Origin of the sequence: Sorangium sp. So ce385 (genome assembly GCF_051474135.1) — a bacterium.
GTDB lineage: Bacteria > Myxococcota_A > Polyangia > Polyangiales > Polyangiaceae > Sorangium > Sorangium cellulosum_D.
Window position 1 is genome coordinate 9,089,707 of the sequence record NZ_CP150337.1, and the last position, 16,086, is coordinate 9,105,792.

Genomic DNA, 16,086 nt, shown 5'->3' on the forward strand with positions numbered 1-16,086 from the left:
ACCCCTCCTGTCACGTGGCTCGTTCGGTCGCGCGCGGTTCCCGTCCCGCAGCGCGTAGGCGGAGGACGGGATCGCCCCGCTCCACCGGAACGACGCGGCGCGGAAGGAGATGTAAAGTACATGCGCGGCCGTCAGTATAGGCCATCATATCGAGGACTGGCCTGTCAAGGTGGCGGGCATGACAGATAATCAGTTCTCGATGGGAAACTCACATGGAGCAGCATGTGGACACACAAGTGCCCCGCATCCACCCCTGAAGGCCGGGGTCTCCGTACGTCGTTCACGTCGGCTCGACCGAGAGGTGAGCACGATCACTGGAGGAGAGGCACATCTCTGGACGGCGACGGGGCGGCGCCGCCTCGCGGGATCGAGGCCGAGCGCTCCACAGATGAGCCCGCGACCTGCGCGCCCCGTGGCCTCCGAAGCCGAGTCGCGATGCGGCCGTCGGGGACCGAGATGGCCGTGCCGGGTGATGGGCCACCCCGCCACAATCGGGCTCGCCGCGCCGGTCTCGATCGCGGTATGAACACGCTCCGCACATGGTCCATCACAGCCTCTCTCGACATGCCTCCTGGCTGCTCGCTCCCCTCGCCGCCTGCGCGCTCCTCGCCGGCTGCGGCGACGACGGCGCCGCGCCGCCGCGCGACGGCGATCCGGTCTGCACCGCGTGGGGCGACGCTCCGCCCGGCGACGGCCTCTTCGAGCTTTCCCGCCCGACCGGCCCGCACCCGGTCGGCACGCAGGTCCGCGCGCTGACCGACAGCGCGCGCGGCGAGGAGGCGACCGAGGATCCCGAGGACCGCCGGGAGCTGCTCGTGCAGCTCTGGTATCCGGCCGATCCTTGCGGCGCCGGCGAGCTCGCGCCGTACCTCGCGCCGGAGGAGGGCGACAGCCGCCGCGCGAGCACCGGCCTCCCGGTCGAGGACGGCTTCGAGGCGAGCTTCGTCACGCACGCGCGCACCGGCGTCCCCCTCGCCGACGAGGGCGCGCCCCACCCGGTGCTCCTCTTCTCGCACGGGTTCGGGATGCTCCGCGCCGACTACACGAGCCTCGTCGAGGACCTGGCGAGCCACGGCTTCGTGGTCGCCGCCATCAGCCACACCTATGACACCGAGCTGGCGCTGTTCCCCGACGGCCGCGCGGTGCCCTTCAGCCCGGTCGTCGGGCCGACGCCGGCGATGGACGCGACGCCGGAGGAGATCGAGGCCTTCTTCGAGCTGATGGACGAGCACGTCGCGGTCTGGGTCGACGACGCGCGCTTCGTGCTCGACGAGCTCACGGCCGCCGCGCAGAGCGACCCCGAGGGCCTGCTCACCGGGCGGCTCGACCTGGATCGGGTCGGCGTCCTCGGCCACTCCTTCGGCGGCGCGATGGCCGCCGAGGCGTGCGCCGTCGACGACCGCTTCGACGCCGGGCTCAACCTCGACGGCAGCCTCTTCGGGCCGGAGAGCGGCGCCGGAGGCCGGAGCCTCGCGCAGCCGTTCCTGATCATGCTCGCGGAGGGCCACGTCGACGACGCGCGCGTCGACGAGACTTACGGCGCGCTCAAGGGCCAGGGCTACCTCGCGCGGGTCGAGGGCGCCGCGCACCTCACGTTCTCGGACCTGCCCGTCGTCATCGAGCACCTGCTCGGCGCAGGCGCCCTCCCCGAGCAGCTGGGCACGATCGCTCCGGCCCGCGCGGTCGAGATCACGAACGCGTACACGCGCGCCTTCGTCGAGGCGCACGTGCGCGGCGGCGCGTCGCCGCTGCTCGACGGCCCCTCGCCCGAGTACCCCGAGGTGTCCTTCGAGAAGAAGCGCTGACGTCGCCGGACACGAGGCGCCGCGCGCCGCGCGCCGCGCGGGCCTGGCGCGCGCTTCGGCCCATCCGCACGGCGGCGAGGGCGCTATAGATGGGCCATGACCATGGCCCATCCCCGATTCAAGGCCGCGGCTGTCCAGGCCGCCCCTGCCTTTCTCGATCTCGACGCCGGCGTGGACAAGGCCCTGCGCCTCATCGCCGAGGCCGCTGGCCACGGCGCCTCGCTCATCGCCTTTCCGGAGGCGTGGCTGCCCGGATACCCATTCTGGATCTGGCTCGGATCACCGGCCTGGGGCATGCAGTTCGTGCAGCGCTACGCCGACCAGTCGCTCGAGGTGGGCGGGCGGCAGTTGGCGCGGCTGCGCGAGGCCGCGGCGCGGCACCGCATCTACGTGGTGATGGGCTACAGCGAGCGCGCCGGCTCGAGCCTCTACCTCGGACAGGCCCTCCTCGGCCCCGACGGCGGGCTCATCGCCGCGCGGCGCAAGCTCAAGCCCACGCACGCCGAGCGCACCGTCTTCGGCGAGGGCGACGGCGGCGACCTGAAGGTGCATGCCACCGAGATCGGGCGGCTCGGGGCGCTCAACTGCTGGGAGCACCTCCAGCCGCTCGTGAAGCAGGCGATGTTCATCCAGGGCGAGCAGGTGCACGCGGCCTCGTGGCCCAGCTTCTCGGTCTACCGGGACATGGCTTACGCGTTCGGCCCCGAGGTGAACACCGCCGCCAGCCGGATGTACGCCGTCGAGGGGCAGTGCTTCGTCGTCGCCGCGTGCGCCACGGTGTCCGAGGAGATGACGGCGCTCCTCTGCGACTCGCCGGAGCGGGCCAAGCTCCTCCTGGCCGGCGGCGGCTTCGCGATGATCTACGGCCCGGATGGCCGTGCGCTCGCAGAGCCGCTCGACGAGCGCGCAGAGGGCCTGATCTACGCCGACGTCGATCTCGGCCTGATCCGGCTCGCCAAGGCGGCGGCCGACCCGACGGGACACTACGCGCGCCCGGACGTGCTCCGGCTGCTGTTCAACGAGACGCCCCACCGGCTGGTCGAGCGGTTCACCACGGAGCTCCACGAGGCGGAGCGGACCGCGTGAGCGCCCGCCCCCGCCCGGCCGCACGCCGCGCCCGCCAGCCACCCCCGCGCCGCGCCGCCTGACGTCGGGGGTGCCAAACCTCGATAGTGGTCAAATTCGAACATGAAGGCGGGAAGGCGGGAAGGAAACCTTGATGATCTTCCCGCCTTCCTGTGGACTCTCTCTGGGCAAAGTTGATCACTACCCCAACCTCCCCGTCGAGGTACGCCCACCTGGCCGGCGCTGCAGGAGGCTAGGCTGGGACGTCGAATGCCCGTTCTACCGCCCAGTCGCCGGTTGTCCGGGCGCCTCCGGTCGGCCGGCGCTGCGCCTGCGCGCGCGTGCCCCGGGCCCCGGCACGCTGTGAGGCCCTCGGACGTTGAGCTTTCTGCCGACCTCGACGATGGAGCGGAGCGCGGGCACCAGCTCTTGGCCGAGCTGGGTGAGCTCGTACTCGACCGAGGGCGGCGAGGTGGGCATGACACGGCGGCTGACCACGCCCTTGGCCTCGAGCTCGCGCAGGCGCGCGCTCAGCACCCGCGCCGAGATCTGCGGGATGTCGACGCGCAGCTCGCCGAACCGGCGCGGCTGCCCGCTCAGCGACCAGAGGACGTTCGGCGCCCAGGCCCCGCGCAAGAGCGCCATGCACACCGTCAGCGGGCAGAGGGGCGGCGGGGGGACGGGATTTTTTCGCACCGGCAGCGCCATAGGTAACCCCGAAGATACCCCTTTTTCAGCGTTCTCGCACCTCGCGAGTATCCAAGAGTAACTTCGCGCGCTAGCTTGGGGTCTCGATGGCGCCGGCCCCGAGCGATCGGGGCCGGCGCGCCGCGGCCCTCGCCGAAGCGATGGGCTTCGCCGGGGCGCGCGGGGGCCTCTGCCGGCCCCCGCGCCCGCCCGCCTTTCGCCGCCCCGGACGCCCGGCGGCGCGTCGCCGGGGCGGGGTCGTCCGGGGTTCTCACCAACACCACATGATTCGAGGGATGCCTCTATGAAACTGTATTTCTCTCCCGGTGCCTGTTCTCTGTCTCCGCACATCGTCGCCCGCGAGATCGGCATCGAGCTGACGCTCGACAAGGTCGACACCGCGTCCAAGAAGACGTCGTCGGGCCGTGACTTTTGGGCCATCAACCCGAAGGGGTACGTCCCCGCGCTCGAGCTCGACGGCGGCGAGGTCCTGACCGAGGGGCCGGCCATCGTTCAGTACCTGGCCGACCAGAAGCCCGAAGCGAAGCTCGTGCCGCCGCCGGGCACGATGGCGCGCTACCGCGTGCAAGAGATGCTCGGGTACATCAACTCTGAGCTGCACAAGACCTACGGCCCGCTCTTCAGCCCGAAGACCTCGCCCGAGCAGCGGCAAGACCGCGAAGCGTACCTGCGCAAGCGCTACGGCCTGATCGAGGCGGCGCTCGCGAAGGGGCCCTATCTGTTCGGCGAGCAGTTCACCGTGGCCGACGCCTACCTCTTCACGGTCACCAACTGGTCGAATTTCGTCAAGGTCGACCTGTCGGCCTTCCCCACGTTGCTCGCGTACCAGCGGCGGGTGGCCGCGCGCCCCGCGGTGCAGGGGGCGATGCGGGCCGAGGGGCTCCCGGTCGAGGGCGGCAAGTAAGGGGCGAACGTCGCCGGCCCCCTAGAGCTGGAGCGGCGGGCCATGGTGAGGTCAGCCGATCAAACCGCGACGGGGAACGGGTTCCGGGCTGCACGTCTCGCTCATGTCGGCGAGCGTGCGTGCAGGGGCCGGGCGCTGCGCGCAGCGGCTAAGCCAGCTCACGCAAGAACGACAGGACCACCTCTCCCAGGCGCTCGGGTCGTTGAAATGGAAGGCCGTGGCCGGCGCCCTGCACCTGTTCGATGCGTAGGCGTGGGTTGAGACTCCGCAGCTCCGTCGCCATCTCGAGCGTGACGACGGGGCTGCTGTCACCGATGACGAGCAGGCTCGGGACGTCGATCGCGCCCACCACGTCGCGGAACTCGGGGTTGGGCGGCGTGAGGACGTCGAACGCGGCCATGCGGGTCTTCAGCCTCGCCTCGGCTTGGAGCTCGACGATCTCGGGCGAGCGACGCGGGTCTCGGGCGCGGGCCTGCGCGACGAGGTCAGACTTCCGCAAGCCGAGGGCCTGGCGGTGTTGATCGGCGACGTCGCTGTCGCGCACCTCGCGTTGACGCTCGGGGCTCAAGAACGTCGGGTCGACCAGGATGAGGCCGCGGAGGACCCCCGCCCCTCGACTCGCCACCACCGCGGCGGTCATGCCGCCCATCGAGTGGCCAAGCAGGACCGGGCGAGAGAGCCCCAGGCCGCGGATGAGGCCCACGACGTCGCTCGCGTGATCGTCGTACCGGTATCCATGGTGCGGCGCGCTCGAATCGCCGTGCCCCCTGGCGTCGGGCATGACGACGTCGAACTCACCCTCGAGCGCCCGCGCCAAGGGAGTCCAGCTGGCGCCGCTCCCCATCAATCCATGGAGCAGGACGACGGGGGGCTTGGCGCCTCCAGTTCGGAGGTAGTGGATGTCGATGCCGTTCGTTTCGCAGACTCCACGGATCCAGGTCGTCATGAAACTGTCCCTGCCTGCCGCAGCTTCGCGAGCATGATGAAGTGGTTCAGATTTGAGTACACGGCAACGATCGGCATCATGCTAAGCCCTGCTGCCTGGGCAGAGCCGCGCATCCGCCGCGCATCCAACGACCGGCCCTAGCCCTCCGGCGCGGCCGGGTGCGCCGGCCCGGCGGGGGCGTGGCGCCCTGCGCGGCGCGCCCGGAGCCGCGCGACGCGGCCCTGCACGTCGTCGGCGACCACGTAGAACGCCGGCACGACGAGGAGGCTCAGCGCCGTCGAGACGAGGAGCCCGCCGATGACCGCCGCGGCCATCGGGGCCCGGATCTCGGCGCCGGGGCCGAGCGCCAGCGCCGACGGGACCGCGGCCATCAGCGTCGCGATCGACGTCATCAGGATCGGCCGCAGCCGCACCGGGCCGGCGCGGAGCATCGCCGTGCGCGCATCCATCGCCTCCCCTTCCCCCTCGCCGTGCCCGCGCCGCACCTCGATGGCGTGATCCACGAGGATGATCGAGTTCTTCTTCACGATCCCCATGAGCAGCAGGATGCCGATCATGCTGAAGATGTTGAGCGTGTGCCCCGAGAGGAGCAGCGCGAACGCGGCGCCCGCGATCGACAGCGGCAGGATCGTCAGCACCGTGACCGGGTGCAGGAACGAGTTGAACTGGGACGCCAGCACCATGTAGGCGACCAGGATCCCGAGCACGAGCGCGAAGATGAGGCCGCCCATCGACTCGCGGAACGTCACGCTCGCGCCGCCCAGCACCAGGCGGTAGCCGGCCGGCAGGTCCCGGCCGAGCTCCTCGACCCGGGCGACCGCCTCGCCCTGCGAGTGCCCGGGCGCGATGTTGCCGAAGATCGAGATGGCGCGCTCCCGGTCGCGCCGCGTGATCGCCTGCAGCGCCGGGAGCTCCTCGTAGCTCACGACCGACGTGAGCGGCACCAGCGCGCCCGACGCGCTCCTCACCTGGATGCGCGCGAGGTCCTCGGGCCGGCTCCGCTGCTCCGCGAGCAGGCGCGCGCGGACGTCGATGCGGCGCCCGTTGTCGTTGTACTTGGCGATGCGCCCGCCGCCGACCAGCGTGTTCAGCGTCGTCGCGATCGACTCGACGCTCACGCCGAGATCCGCGGCGCGCGCCCGGTCGGGCACGATGCGGAGCTCGGGCATGCCGAGCTGGTAGTCGGTGTCGAGGTCGACGACGAGGCCGCTCTGCGCGAGCTCGCTCCGGATGCGCTCGCTTTGCCTCGTGAGCTCGCCCCAGTCCGGGCCGCGGATCGAGAACTCGACCGGGAAGCCGCGCTGCGCCGTGAAGCCCGACTGCGAGAGGTCCTGGACCACGGCGCGCAGGCCGGGGTAGCCGTTCAGCTCCTTGCGGAGCACGCCCTGGAGGTCGGCCTGCGAGAGCGACCGCTCCTCGGGCGGCTTCATCGTGATGAACAGGACGCCCGTGTTCACGGCGCCGCCGCCGAAGCCGCCGACCACGGCGAAGACGCGCGACACCGCCGGGTGCTCGCCCACGAACGTCTCCGCCCGCTGGAAGAGCCGGTCGGTCTCCTCGATGTCCGAGCCGACCGCCGTCTGCAGGCGCACGAGGAGCCGCCCCTGGTCCTGCGACGGGACGAACTCCGTCGGGAGCCGCTGCATCGTGACGATCGCGCCGGCGAAGAGGAGCGCGCCGAGCAGGACGACCACGACCGGGAACCGCAGCGCCCGGGCGAGCAGCCAGCCGTAGCCCCGGGAGAGCGCCTCGAAGCCGCGGTCGACGAGCTGCCCGAGGCGGCCCCGGCCCTCGCGCGAGACGTCGAGGATCTGCGCGCAGCGGGCGGGCGCGAGGGTGATCGCCTCCAGGTACGAGAGCAGCACGGCGATGCAGAGGGTCACGCCGAACTGGAGGAAGAAGCGGCCGACCACCCCTTCCATGAAGATGATCGGGATGAAGATCGCGACGACCGCGAGCGTCGCGGCGAGCGCCGCGAAGGTGATCTCGGCGGTGCCCTCGCGGGCGGCGCGGACGCGGTCCTTCCCCCCCTCGGCGTGCCGGTGGATGTTCTCGAGCACCATGATCGCGTCGTCGACGACGATGCCGACGGCGAGCGAGAGCCCGAGCAGCGTGAAGGTGTTCAGCGTGAAGCCGAGGAAGTAGATCGCGGCGACCGTGCCGAGCAGCGACATCGGGATCGCCAGGACGACGTTGATCGTGCTGGAGAGCGAGCCGAGGAACATCCAGCAGACGAGGGCCGTGAGCGCGATGGCCATGCCGAGCTCGAGCTCGATCTCGTGGACCGACTCCTCGATGAACTTCGTCGAGTCGAAGTTGACCCCGACCTCCATCCCCTCGGGCAGGGTCTTCTGGACCTCGGCGAGCGCGGCGCGGACGCCCTGCGCGACCTCGACCGCGTTCGAGCCCCGCTGCTTGCGCACGCCGAGGCCCTGCGCCGGCTCGCCGTTCACGCGGGCGAGCCGGCGGACGTCCTCGAAGCCGTCCTCGACGAGCGCGACGTCCTCCAGGTACACCGTGGCGCGCGCCGACGACGGCGGGCCCGCCGGCTGCGCGGCGGCGCCGGGCGGGGCGGCGGCGCCGGGGTCGCCCTCGCGGATGACGATCTTCTTGAAGGTGGCGAGGTCGAGCGCCTCGCCCATCACGCGCACGTTGAGCTCCCGCCCCTGGGTCTCGATGCGGCCGGCGGGGAGCTCGATGTGCTGGCGGCGCAGGGCCTCGGTGACCTCGGCGACGGTGAGGCCCTTGGCGGCGAGGCGGTCGGCGTCGATCCAGATGCGGACGTTGCGCTCGAGGTAGCCGCCGAGGGTCAGCTCGCCGACGCCGGGCACCGTCTGGAGCTTCTCCTTCAGCCGGTAGCGCGCGATGTCGGCGATGATCTGCGGGGAGAACGGGCCGGAGAGCCCGACCCACATGATCGGCTGGTCCTCCGGGTTCGTCTTGGAGACGACGGGCGGGTCGAGGTCGAGCGGCAGCCGCCGCTGCGCCTGGGAGATCTTCGTCTGCACGTCCTGGAGCGCGACGTCGACGTCGCGCGACAGGTCGAGCTCGATGGTCACCGAGGCGCTGCCCTGGCGCGACGTCGACGTGATCGACCGGATCCCCTCGACCTGGACGGCCGCCTCCTCGAGCGGCTCGACCACGTCGTGCTCCATGATCTCGGGGGCGGCGCCCTCCAGGGAGGCGGAGATGGTGATGGTGGGGAAGTCGACGTCGGGGAACTGGCTGATGCCGATGCGCGACACGGCCACGAGGCCGAAGACGATGGTCGCCGCCATCAGCATCCAGGCGAAGACCGGCTTCCTGAGGCACGCTTCGGTGAGGCTCACGGCGCGCTCCGCGTCGAGCTGGCGGGGGACGTCGCCGGCGATGAGCCGGCGGGCAACGTGGGCGGCGGCGCGCCGGCCGGTGCTCCGGGCGCGGCGCCGGCCGGGGCCCCCGGCGCGGCGCCGGCCGGTGCCCCCGGCGCGGCGCCGGCGCCCTCCCCGGCGTGGCCCGCGGCCTGGCCGCCGGGCAGGCTGCCGGGCGTCGCGATGCGGACCTGGGCTCCGTCGCGCAGCGCCTCGGCGCCGCGCACCACGAGGCGCTCGCCCACGGAGAGCCCCGACTTCACCTCGACGCGCCCGTCCGCCGTGCGCAGCCCGAGCGACAGCACGCGCTCGCGCGCGGTGGTGCCGTCGACCACGTAGGCGAGGAACCCGCGCTCGCTCGGCCGCACGGCGGTCTGCGGGATCACGGGCGCTTCGCCGCTCGCGCCCACGGGCACGGTCACCTCGGCGAAGGTGCCGGGGCGGAGCAGGTCCTTGCCCTCGCCCTGCACCTCGCCGGTCGCGGCGACCATGCGCGTCGCGGGATCGGCGGCGTCGGCGACATGCGTCAGCTTCGCGGTGTAGGTCCCCGCGTCGCCCTTCACGGTGAACCGCGCCTCCATGCCGGGGCGGACGCGCGGGGCGTCGGCGGCGGGGATCTGGAAGCGGAGCAGGAGCGGGTCGCGGCGGAGGAGCGTCGCGAGCACCGTGCCGACGGCGACGTGCTGGCCGGTCTGCACGGTGCGCGTCTGGATCTTCCCCGGGATGGGCGCGCGCACGTAGGCGTCGCGCAGGTTGAGGAGCGCCTGGTCGACGGCGATCTTCGCCTCGGCGACCTGCGCGGCGGTCGTCGCCGCCCTGGAGCGCCACGACGCGACCTCTTCCTTGCTGAAGACGCCCTCGGCGCCCTCGGCCTCGCGCCGCTCGAGGCCGGCGGCGGCCTCGGCCTGGGTGGCGGTCATGCGGTCGAGCGTCGCGCGCGCGGCGCGGACGGCGAGGTTGTACCGTGCCGGGTCGATCTCGACGAGCACCTGCCCTGCCTTGACCTCGTCGCCTTCCATGAACCGCACCGCCTCGACGACGCCGGCGACGCGCGCGGTGAGCTGCACCTGCTCGAACGCCTCGACGGAGCCGACGGCGGGCACCGCGTACTCGACGCGCTCCGCCGCGACGGGCGCGACCTCGACCGGGAAGCTCATCGCCTGCTTCCCTGGCCTGCGCCCCTGCTCGGGCGAGGCCTCCTCGCCCTTCTTGCAGGCCGGAGATCCGAGGAGGACGAGGCCCGCCACGAGGGCGAGCGCGGCGACGCGGAAAGGTTGGAGCGCCATCGATTTGGAGGAGTAGCGCAACTCGCGGCGGTGTGCGCGTGCTTCAGCGCGGGCGGCGGGCCGCGTCACGAGGGCCGCGGGCGCGCTGCGGAGGGGCGTGGCGCTGCGGAGGGGCGGCGCTCTGGCGGGGCGCGGCGCTTCAGCCGAGGAGAGGGCTCTCTCCGGGCCCCTTCGCGGGCGGGCTCTCGGGCTTCGCCGCCTCACGGGCGGCCTTGGCGCGGCGCGCGGCGGCGCGACGGCGGCGCTCGTAGCTGCTCGTCACCTCGCGCAGCACCTCTGGATTCCGCTGGAACACCCGCGCTGCGGCCTTCCGCACCAGCGCCATCTTCTCCTGGAGCAGCCTGAGCAGCCCGTTGCGGATCCGGGTCGCCTCCTTGACCTCGGAGTCGGCCGCCGGCGGCGCGGCCGGCGCCGCGGCGAGCGCGCGCGCGAGCTCCTTCGCCTCGGTGATGAGCGCGACGTCGAATTCCTCGTCCACCTCCACGAGCCGGTCCTTCAGCGAGCCTGCGAGGCCGGCGTAGTCGCTCAGCGCCTGGTGCAGCGCGCTGGACCGCTGGCCGATGTCGGCGTGGAACTCCTGGATGGCCGTGAGCTGCGCGTCCGCGGGCTCCTCGACGCCGTCGTCGAGGAGGAACTCGAGGGCGGACTCGATCTCGTCGAGGACGAGGCGCGCGCGCTCGCCGTGGTCGACGACGACGGGATCGACGAGCAGGAGCAGCTTCGTTTGCGCCTCCTGGACCGCGTACACCAGGGAGACGATCTCCTCACCGGTGCTCTCGGGCAAGCGCGCCTTGACGCGCCTGAGGCCCGGCAGCGTGTCCGTGGGATTCCAGTGCTTGTTGAAGAATCCGGCGACCTGACCTGCCTCCTTGAGGGCGACATCGTAAGGCACCTTGAGGGGGTTCTCCGTCTGTGCGGCGGCCTTGGCCAGGTCGCGCCAGCGGTCGTAATGCGTATTGTTCTGCTTCTTGGGCATAAGCACGAGGCTTACCCGGAGGGAGAGGGTCTGGAAAGGTGTTTGAGGGGTCGCGAACGTGCTGTCGAGCCCGCGGGGGCAGTTCAGCGGAGCCGAAATTCTTCAGGTCACACGCGCGGACAGACGCGGCCCTCGCAGCTTAGGCATCGGGGGGCCCGCCCGCGCAGGTCGGTCCGCGTCGGCCAGCGAGTGGCAGCAGCAGCGACGACGTCGAGTTCGCCGAAGCGCTCCTCGAGCCGGCGGCGCACCGGCCGCAACCCGATTCGCAACGGCTATGTAACATGGACGTAGTTTCGGCCCAGACGACCTCTTGACGCCGCCTTTCCGGTGAGAGAACGGTGCGAGCGTCCGAATTGGAGGAAGACATGGAGCACGGCTTGGTGGAGAAGTCGAGCGCGCTCGTGCTGTGCGGCGGGTTCGTGATGTTGCTCGCGTCGGCATGCGACTTGTCGTACACCTGCGACACAGTGGAACCAGGGAGCGCAGGAGCTGGATACCCAACAGAATCCGTAGGAGCGGGAGATTTCCTCAGAGGTGACGACGAAGGCGAAGGAGAAGGCGCGGGCGGAGACGAAAATGTGGGCAGCGCACAGCTTGAGATGGCCGGGTCGTGCTTGCCGAGCAAGACATGCACCGACATGTATGTCGATTGCACAAGTATGCCTTGGCCTTGCTCGCGCTTTGTCGACGTAGGAATAACACTCTGTGCCATATGCCAGGAGAATTGTATAAAGAACCACGATTACAAATTCCGTCAGTGCTACAAGTGTGGGTTCTATTGAGATGCGAAACTCTATAAAAATCGGCGGGGCTACCCATGTTGCCTTCGACGGCATAACCGCGGAACATCTATTGCAGATTGGTGCGACCAATGTCGTTCGCGCGTCGGACCGCCTTATCATCGGTCCGAGTCGTCGGGATGCACTGGAGCATGTCCGAGCACGTCGCACCTGGTGGGATTCGACCGAAGAATGGGACAAAGTCTATTCGTCGGATGTCCACTGGGCCCCTCCCATCGTCTTGTGGGTATCGGCGAGCCTTCACGAACGGGTGAACCTTTGGAGGACTTGTAGCTGGTTGCGTCACCTTGGGTTCGCGCATCACGACATTTTTGTTCTCGACTTCGAACCAATCCCACCATCGAGTTCAGCGAGCCGAGAGGCATTAACTCGCCCGTTTACCTGTTCCGAGTCCGTGTCTGATCACGATGACGAGGTTCTCCTGGGCCGCCTTAGCAAGGCGCAGCCTTGGTCGAGGGAACGTCACGAACGAGCCATTCGCCTCTGGGAGAACTACGTCGACGAGAACCCCTTACCGTTCGTCGAGAACTGCATCACCGGCGTCGAAGGCTTTGCAGAACTCGCTCCCTTGTGGACGCTCCTCTCGTGTTTCTTCCCAAGAAAAACCTCAGAAGGAGCGCTGCGTCTCAGCCGCTTTGACGAGATTGTATTTACCCTCCTGTCGTCTGAGTGGCAGACCGCCTTGGCATTGGCCGCTCACAAATCGGAAATGCGAATGCACCTGTGGCATCTACTCTCCTGTACAGGCGACGTGTTCCTGCAAGATCGCCTAGAACAATGGGCAAAACACGATCTGAGCGCCGCCGTCGAGCGCGCTCCTGGCCCGAAGCCACCTGGCCACCCGATGCTCTCGAACGTGTACCGTCTCACCGAACGTGGGATGCAGATCCGAGACAAGGGGCTCGTTCACCTCACGAATGCGCCACGTCTGCCCATGGCCGGAACCGAGGCGTACGCGGCATCATCTCCCTGGGTGCTCCTCGAAGACGGACGGCTCGCTCGCCTCTGATGGCTCACGCCACCGTCACGCGTCGAACGCCTGGCGCGGGGCGCAGAGCTAATTGCAGGGAGGACAGTCCCCGCCGCAGTCTGCGTCTTCCTCTTCCCCATTCCGCCGGCCGTCGCTGCACGTTCTTGGCTGACACGTGCCAGCGAAGCAAACGCCGCTTTTGCAGGTCTCGTCCCCCTTGCACTTGTAGCCATCTGCGCACGGGTAGCAGCCGTAGCCGCAATCCACGTCGGTCTCGTTGCCGTTCTGCACTCGATCAAGACACCTGTCCACCGAGCATACGCCATCAGGCCCGCACACGCGCGTGATGCAGTCGTACTTGTCGTTGCACGGCAGGGTCACCCTGCAGGGATCGCAGCGGCCGCCGCAGTCCGTGGAAGTTTCACCGATATCGGCATCAAGGTCGCCGTTCTTGCATTTCAGAGGGGTGCAGTTGCCATCAGAAGAGCAGTACAGCGTCGCGTCCGCGCAGTCCGCATCGTATAAGCATGCGACCTCCTTTCCATAGCCGTTGCAAAACCCGGAACCAGAAGGCGAAGGGGAGGGTGCCACATGCTTGTTGATGGGTCCCGTCGGCTCACAGACGTCGTCCGTGCACGGATTGCCGTCGTCCCATACATCATCCAGGTCGCGCTCGAAGACGCGGCGCCCGTCACGACACAGGACGAGCTCACAGTCGCCTCGATACTGGCTCCTCGACACCTCGAACAACTCGATCTCGCAGGCACCTTCGAGGCAGTCCATCTGGCTGCATCTCGGGTCCATGTCATATGGCAGCGCGCAATCCGCGGCGGTCCTGCACTCCGGCGGCGGAATGTAGGGGAGCGGCGGGCTGTCCGAGCAAGCGAGCCAGAGCGATGCAACCAAGAGCGCCACGAGAGTGGCGGCGAAGCTTCTCCTTTTATTCATAGGCCCTCGCATCAGACGTCCAGGGGTCGATATAGAGTGGGCACGCGGCGCAGAGTCCGCCGCAGTCGACGCCTGCCTCCTCGCCGTTCATGACCCCGTCGCCACAGGTCGCAGCGCGGCACAAACCATCTACACATACACCGCTCTTGCAGGATTCGTGCGAGTTGCACCATTTGCCGAAATCGCAAGCAGGACATGATGGCGCACCGCAGTCGATATCTGTCTCAACGCCGTTTTGTACGCCGTCGTGGCACGTGGGCAGCGCGCATTTCTCTTCCGCCGTGCATACATGATCGTGGCAGTCCTCCGAGGTCAGACATGCTTGCCCTGCGGGGCACGGGTCGCACGCCCCCCCACAGTCGGTCGCCGTTTCCCCGAAGGGAGCGTCAAAATCCCCATCGACGCACCACTGTGGGACACACCATCCGCGCTGCGAACAAGCTACGGAAGACGGATTCCCGCAATGCTCGTCGGTCAGGCACTCGACCAGATGTCCCTTGCCGTCGCAGCGTCCGGAGCTCTCCTCGGCCCTCCCCGCCTCGCTCGGACGGTGAACGCCCACGCCCTGCGCGCACACATCGACCGTACACTCGTTGCCGTCATTGAATACGTCGCTGTCGTCGAGCTCGGCAACCACGCGCCCCGACTCGTCGCACCTGAGGGTCACGCAGTCGCCGATCCGCTGGTTCTGAAGCTGCTCCGGCAAGGCCAGCCTGCAGACGCCGTCGACGCACACGGCCTCGCCGCAGCGAGGGTCCACGGGCTTAGGACAGTCCCGAGGCGCCTCGCAACGCATGGCGTTGCACTCGTCCATAGGCCGGCACTGCCGCTCGCAGCGTTCTCCCTCGTCCTCCTTCGCGCCAGGCTCGCAACAGCTCTCCTCCGCGGGATCCGCGCACCGGCAACGCCCGTCGATGCATTGCGTTCCTGTCCTGTCAGGATCGCACTCCTCCGTCGACTCGCACGTCGGCTCCCGCTCCACGTCGACGTAGGCGTCACCGCTGCAGGCCGCCCAGAGGAGACCTGCGAGGAGCACCCCGCAGGAGGCGCACAGCCGCCGCTTCCACATGCGCGGCACGCTACCAGGCCTGCTCGCTCTCGGGATCACAGAGATTCATGGCAAGCGTCGAATCACGCGTGCACATCGCATTACGACGATCGCCATCGAATTCTCACTTGAAGTGAACGAGCACGCAGAGGAGAGGGCGAGAGCGGCCCCCACCCCCAGGAACACGCCAGCGCGAGGCCGGCCCCTACCACCCGAACGAGAGCGCCGCGCCGGGGGCGCCCCCCATGGCCCCCACGCGGACCGTCGCCTCCGGCGCGAGCAGGAACCCCGCGGCCACGGCGCCGCCGGCCGCAAGGCCAGCCCCGATGAACGCGCCCACCGACAGCGCCGTGAACGTCCTCGCGCGCCCGTCGGCCTCCGCGTAGGCGTCGCACGCGGGCAGCCCCGGCCGGCAGCGGAACGCCTCCCAGCGCGCCCGGACGAAGGCGGCGTCCCGGTCGCCGGCCGCGTCGTTGGCCTCCGCGACCGAGACGCCCCCGACCACGGCGAGCGCGACCGACGTGGCCGCGAGCCCGCCCACGGTCCACCACCGCAGCGCCGGATCGCGCGCTGCCCGAGGCGGCGCCGCGCCCGGCGGGGCGGCAGCCTTGCTCATCGCCGCCTTGCTCGCCGATGGACGCGCAGGCTCCTCCGCGTCCGCGCGCCGGAGCACCAGCCACACCGTCCGCTCGCCGCCCGCGTCGACGGCGGCCGGCACCTCGACCTGCCGCCCGGCGAGCTGCGCGCCCACGCGGTGCTGGCCGGGCGCGACGTACACCGGGCGCGGCAGCGGGGAGACGCCGACCTGCCGCCCATCCACGAGCACGGCCGCGCCGGGCTCGCTCACGCGCACCTCGATCGCCCCGACGTGCCGCCGCGCCTCCGCGAAGTTCGCCCGCGCCAGCTCGTAGCCCTCCTTGAAGCCCGGCGGCACCCAGATCTTCGGCGCCTCGGGGGTGCCGACCATGTCGAAGTAGATGGCGAGGAACTCCGCCGCCATCTGGAAGTCGCGCAGCCGGAACGACAGCATCCCCACGCGGAACGCGTCGGAGGCGCTCCTCGTGAGCCGCCACAGCGTCAGGTGGATGTCGCGCGCGTCCGCGATGCGCCCCTGGTCCACGAGCCGCTTCGCCTCGTCGAGCATCTCCTGCTCCGGTCCCGTCGACGGGCGGCGCCGCGGGAGCGGCTCCGCCGCCGCCGGCGCCGCGCACGAGAGCAGCAGCAGGACCGCGGTGATCGGGCTTCGTGGCGAGCGTCGCATGGTCTTGTCTCCCGGGCAC

The 16,086-nt window shown here is 70.1% G+C and carries 10 protein-coding genes; 4 read left to right on the forward strand and 6 right to left on the reverse strand.

Features of this window, described 5'->3' with window-relative positions; genetic code table 11:
* Positions 1–539: 539 nt before the first annotated feature.
* Together WME83_RS33090 and WME83_RS33095 are read left to right on the forward strand one after the other, a co-directional pair.
* Positions 540–1,805 (forward strand): alpha/beta hydrolase family protein, encoded by a 1,266-nt coding sequence (locus tag WME83_RS33090; RefSeq protein WP_437313698.1) that lies wholly within the window; start codon positions 540–542, stop codon positions 1,803–1,805.
* A gap of 102 nt (positions 1,806–1,907) precedes the next feature.
* The gene (locus WME83_RS33095; RefSeq protein ID WP_437313699.1) at positions 1,908–2,891 is read left to right on the forward strand and encodes a carbon-nitrogen hydrolase family protein; all 984 of its coding nucleotides are present in this window, start codon (positions 1,908–1,910) and stop codon (positions 2,889–2,891) included.
* A 258-nt stretch (positions 2,892–3,149) separates the two neighbouring features.
* On the opposite strand, the gene WME83_RS33100 is transcribed toward WME83_RS33095, so the two are convergent.
* The gene (locus WME83_RS33100) at positions 3,150–3,578 is read right to left on the reverse strand and encodes a winged helix-turn-helix transcriptional regulator (RefSeq protein WP_437313700.1); all 429 of its coding nucleotides are present in this window, start codon (positions 3,576–3,578) and stop codon (positions 3,150–3,152) included.
* Between the two features lie 283 nt (positions 3,579–3,861).
* On the opposite strand from WME83_RS33100, the gene gstA reads away from it, so the two are divergent.
* Complete coding sequence (gene gstA / locus WME83_RS33105; protein WP_437313701.1) at positions 3,862–4,482, forward strand: glutathione transferase GstA; 621 nt, start codon at positions 3,862–3,864, stop codon at positions 4,480–4,482.
* 148 nt (positions 4,483–4,630) lie between these two features.
* Here the strand turns inward: gstA and WME83_RS33110 are convergent, their stop codons facing one another.
* The 4 genes from WME83_RS33110 to WME83_RS33125 all read right to left on the reverse strand — a co-directional run bounded on the left by WME83_RS33110 (position 4,631) and on the right by WME83_RS33125 (position 11,040).
* The gene (locus WME83_RS33110; RefSeq protein WP_437313702.1) at positions 4,631–5,428 is read right to left on the reverse strand and encodes an alpha/beta fold hydrolase; all 798 of its coding nucleotides are present in this window, start codon (positions 5,426–5,428) and stop codon (positions 4,631–4,633) included.
* Between the two features lie 137 nt (positions 5,429–5,565).
* Positions 5,566–8,757: an efflux RND transporter permease subunit gene (locus tag WME83_RS33115; protein ID WP_437313703.1), complete on the reverse strand. Its 3,192-nt coding sequence runs from the start codon at positions 8,755–8,757 to the stop codon at positions 5,566–5,568.
* Positions 8,754–10,064 carry an efflux RND transporter periplasmic adaptor subunit gene (locus WME83_RS33120; RefSeq protein WP_437313704.1) on the reverse strand — a complete coding sequence of 437 codons (1,311 nt, stop codon included), beginning with the start codon at positions 10,062–10,064 and terminating at the stop codon, positions 8,754–8,756. Before WME83_RS33120 ends, WME83_RS33115 begins: the two co-directional genes overlap by 4 nt.
* Positions 10,065–10,203: 139 nt before the next feature.
* On the reverse strand, positions 10,204–11,040 hold the full coding sequence (locus tag WME83_RS33125; protein WP_437313705.1) for a hypothetical protein: 837 nt from the start codon (positions 11,038–11,040) through the stop codon (positions 10,204–10,206).
* Between the two features lie 1,194 nt (positions 11,041–12,234).
* Between WME83_RS33125 and WME83_RS33130 the strand changes: the two genes are divergently transcribed.
* Positions 12,235–12,849 carry a hypothetical protein gene (locus WME83_RS33130; protein ID WP_437313706.1) on the forward strand — a complete coding sequence of 205 codons (615 nt, stop codon included), beginning with the start codon at positions 12,235–12,237 and terminating at the stop codon, positions 12,847–12,849.
* Between the two features lie 2,162 nt (positions 12,850–15,011).
* On the opposite strand, the gene WME83_RS33135 is transcribed toward WME83_RS33130, so the two are convergent.
* On the reverse strand, positions 15,012–16,067 hold the full coding sequence (locus WME83_RS33135) for a hypothetical protein (RefSeq protein ID WP_437313707.1): 1,056 nt from the start codon (positions 16,065–16,067) through the stop codon (positions 15,012–15,014).
* Positions 16,068–16,086 lie beyond the last annotated feature (19 nt).

What these genes read in the sequence shown, in the direction of transcription:
- WME83_RS33090 (WP_437313698.1), top strand. Translation starts at nt 540, where the DNA reads ATGGTCCATCACAGCCTCTCTCGACATGCCTCCTGGCTGCTCGCTCCC.
- WME83_RS33095 (WP_437313699.1), top strand. Translation starts at nt 1,908, where the DNA reads ATGGCCCATCCCCGATTCAAGGCCGCGGCTGTCCAGGCCGCCCCTGCC.
- WME83_RS33100 (WP_437313700.1), bottom strand. Translation starts at nt 3,578, where the DNA reads ATGGCGCTGCCGGTGCGAAAAAATCCCGTCCCCCCGCCGCCCCTCTGC.
- gstA (WP_437313701.1), top strand. Translation starts at nt 3,862, where the DNA reads ATGAAACTGTATTTCTCTCCCGGTGCCTGTTCTCTGTCTCCGCACATC.
- WME83_RS33110 (WP_437313702.1), bottom strand. Translation starts at nt 5,428, where the DNA reads ATGACGACCTGGATCCGTGGAGTCTGCGAAACGAACGGCATCGACATC.
- WME83_RS33120 (WP_437313704.1), bottom strand. Translation starts at nt 10,064, where the DNA reads ATGGCGCTCCAACCTTTCCGCGTCGCCGCGCTCGCCCTCGTGGCGGGC.
- WME83_RS33125 (WP_437313705.1), bottom strand. Translation starts at nt 11,040, where the DNA reads ATGCCCAAGAAGCAGAACAATACGCATTACGACCGCTGGCGCGACCTG.
- WME83_RS33135 (WP_437313707.1), bottom strand. Translation starts at nt 16,067, where the DNA reads ATGCGACGCTCGCCACGAAGCCCGATCACCGCGGTCCTGCTGCTGCTC.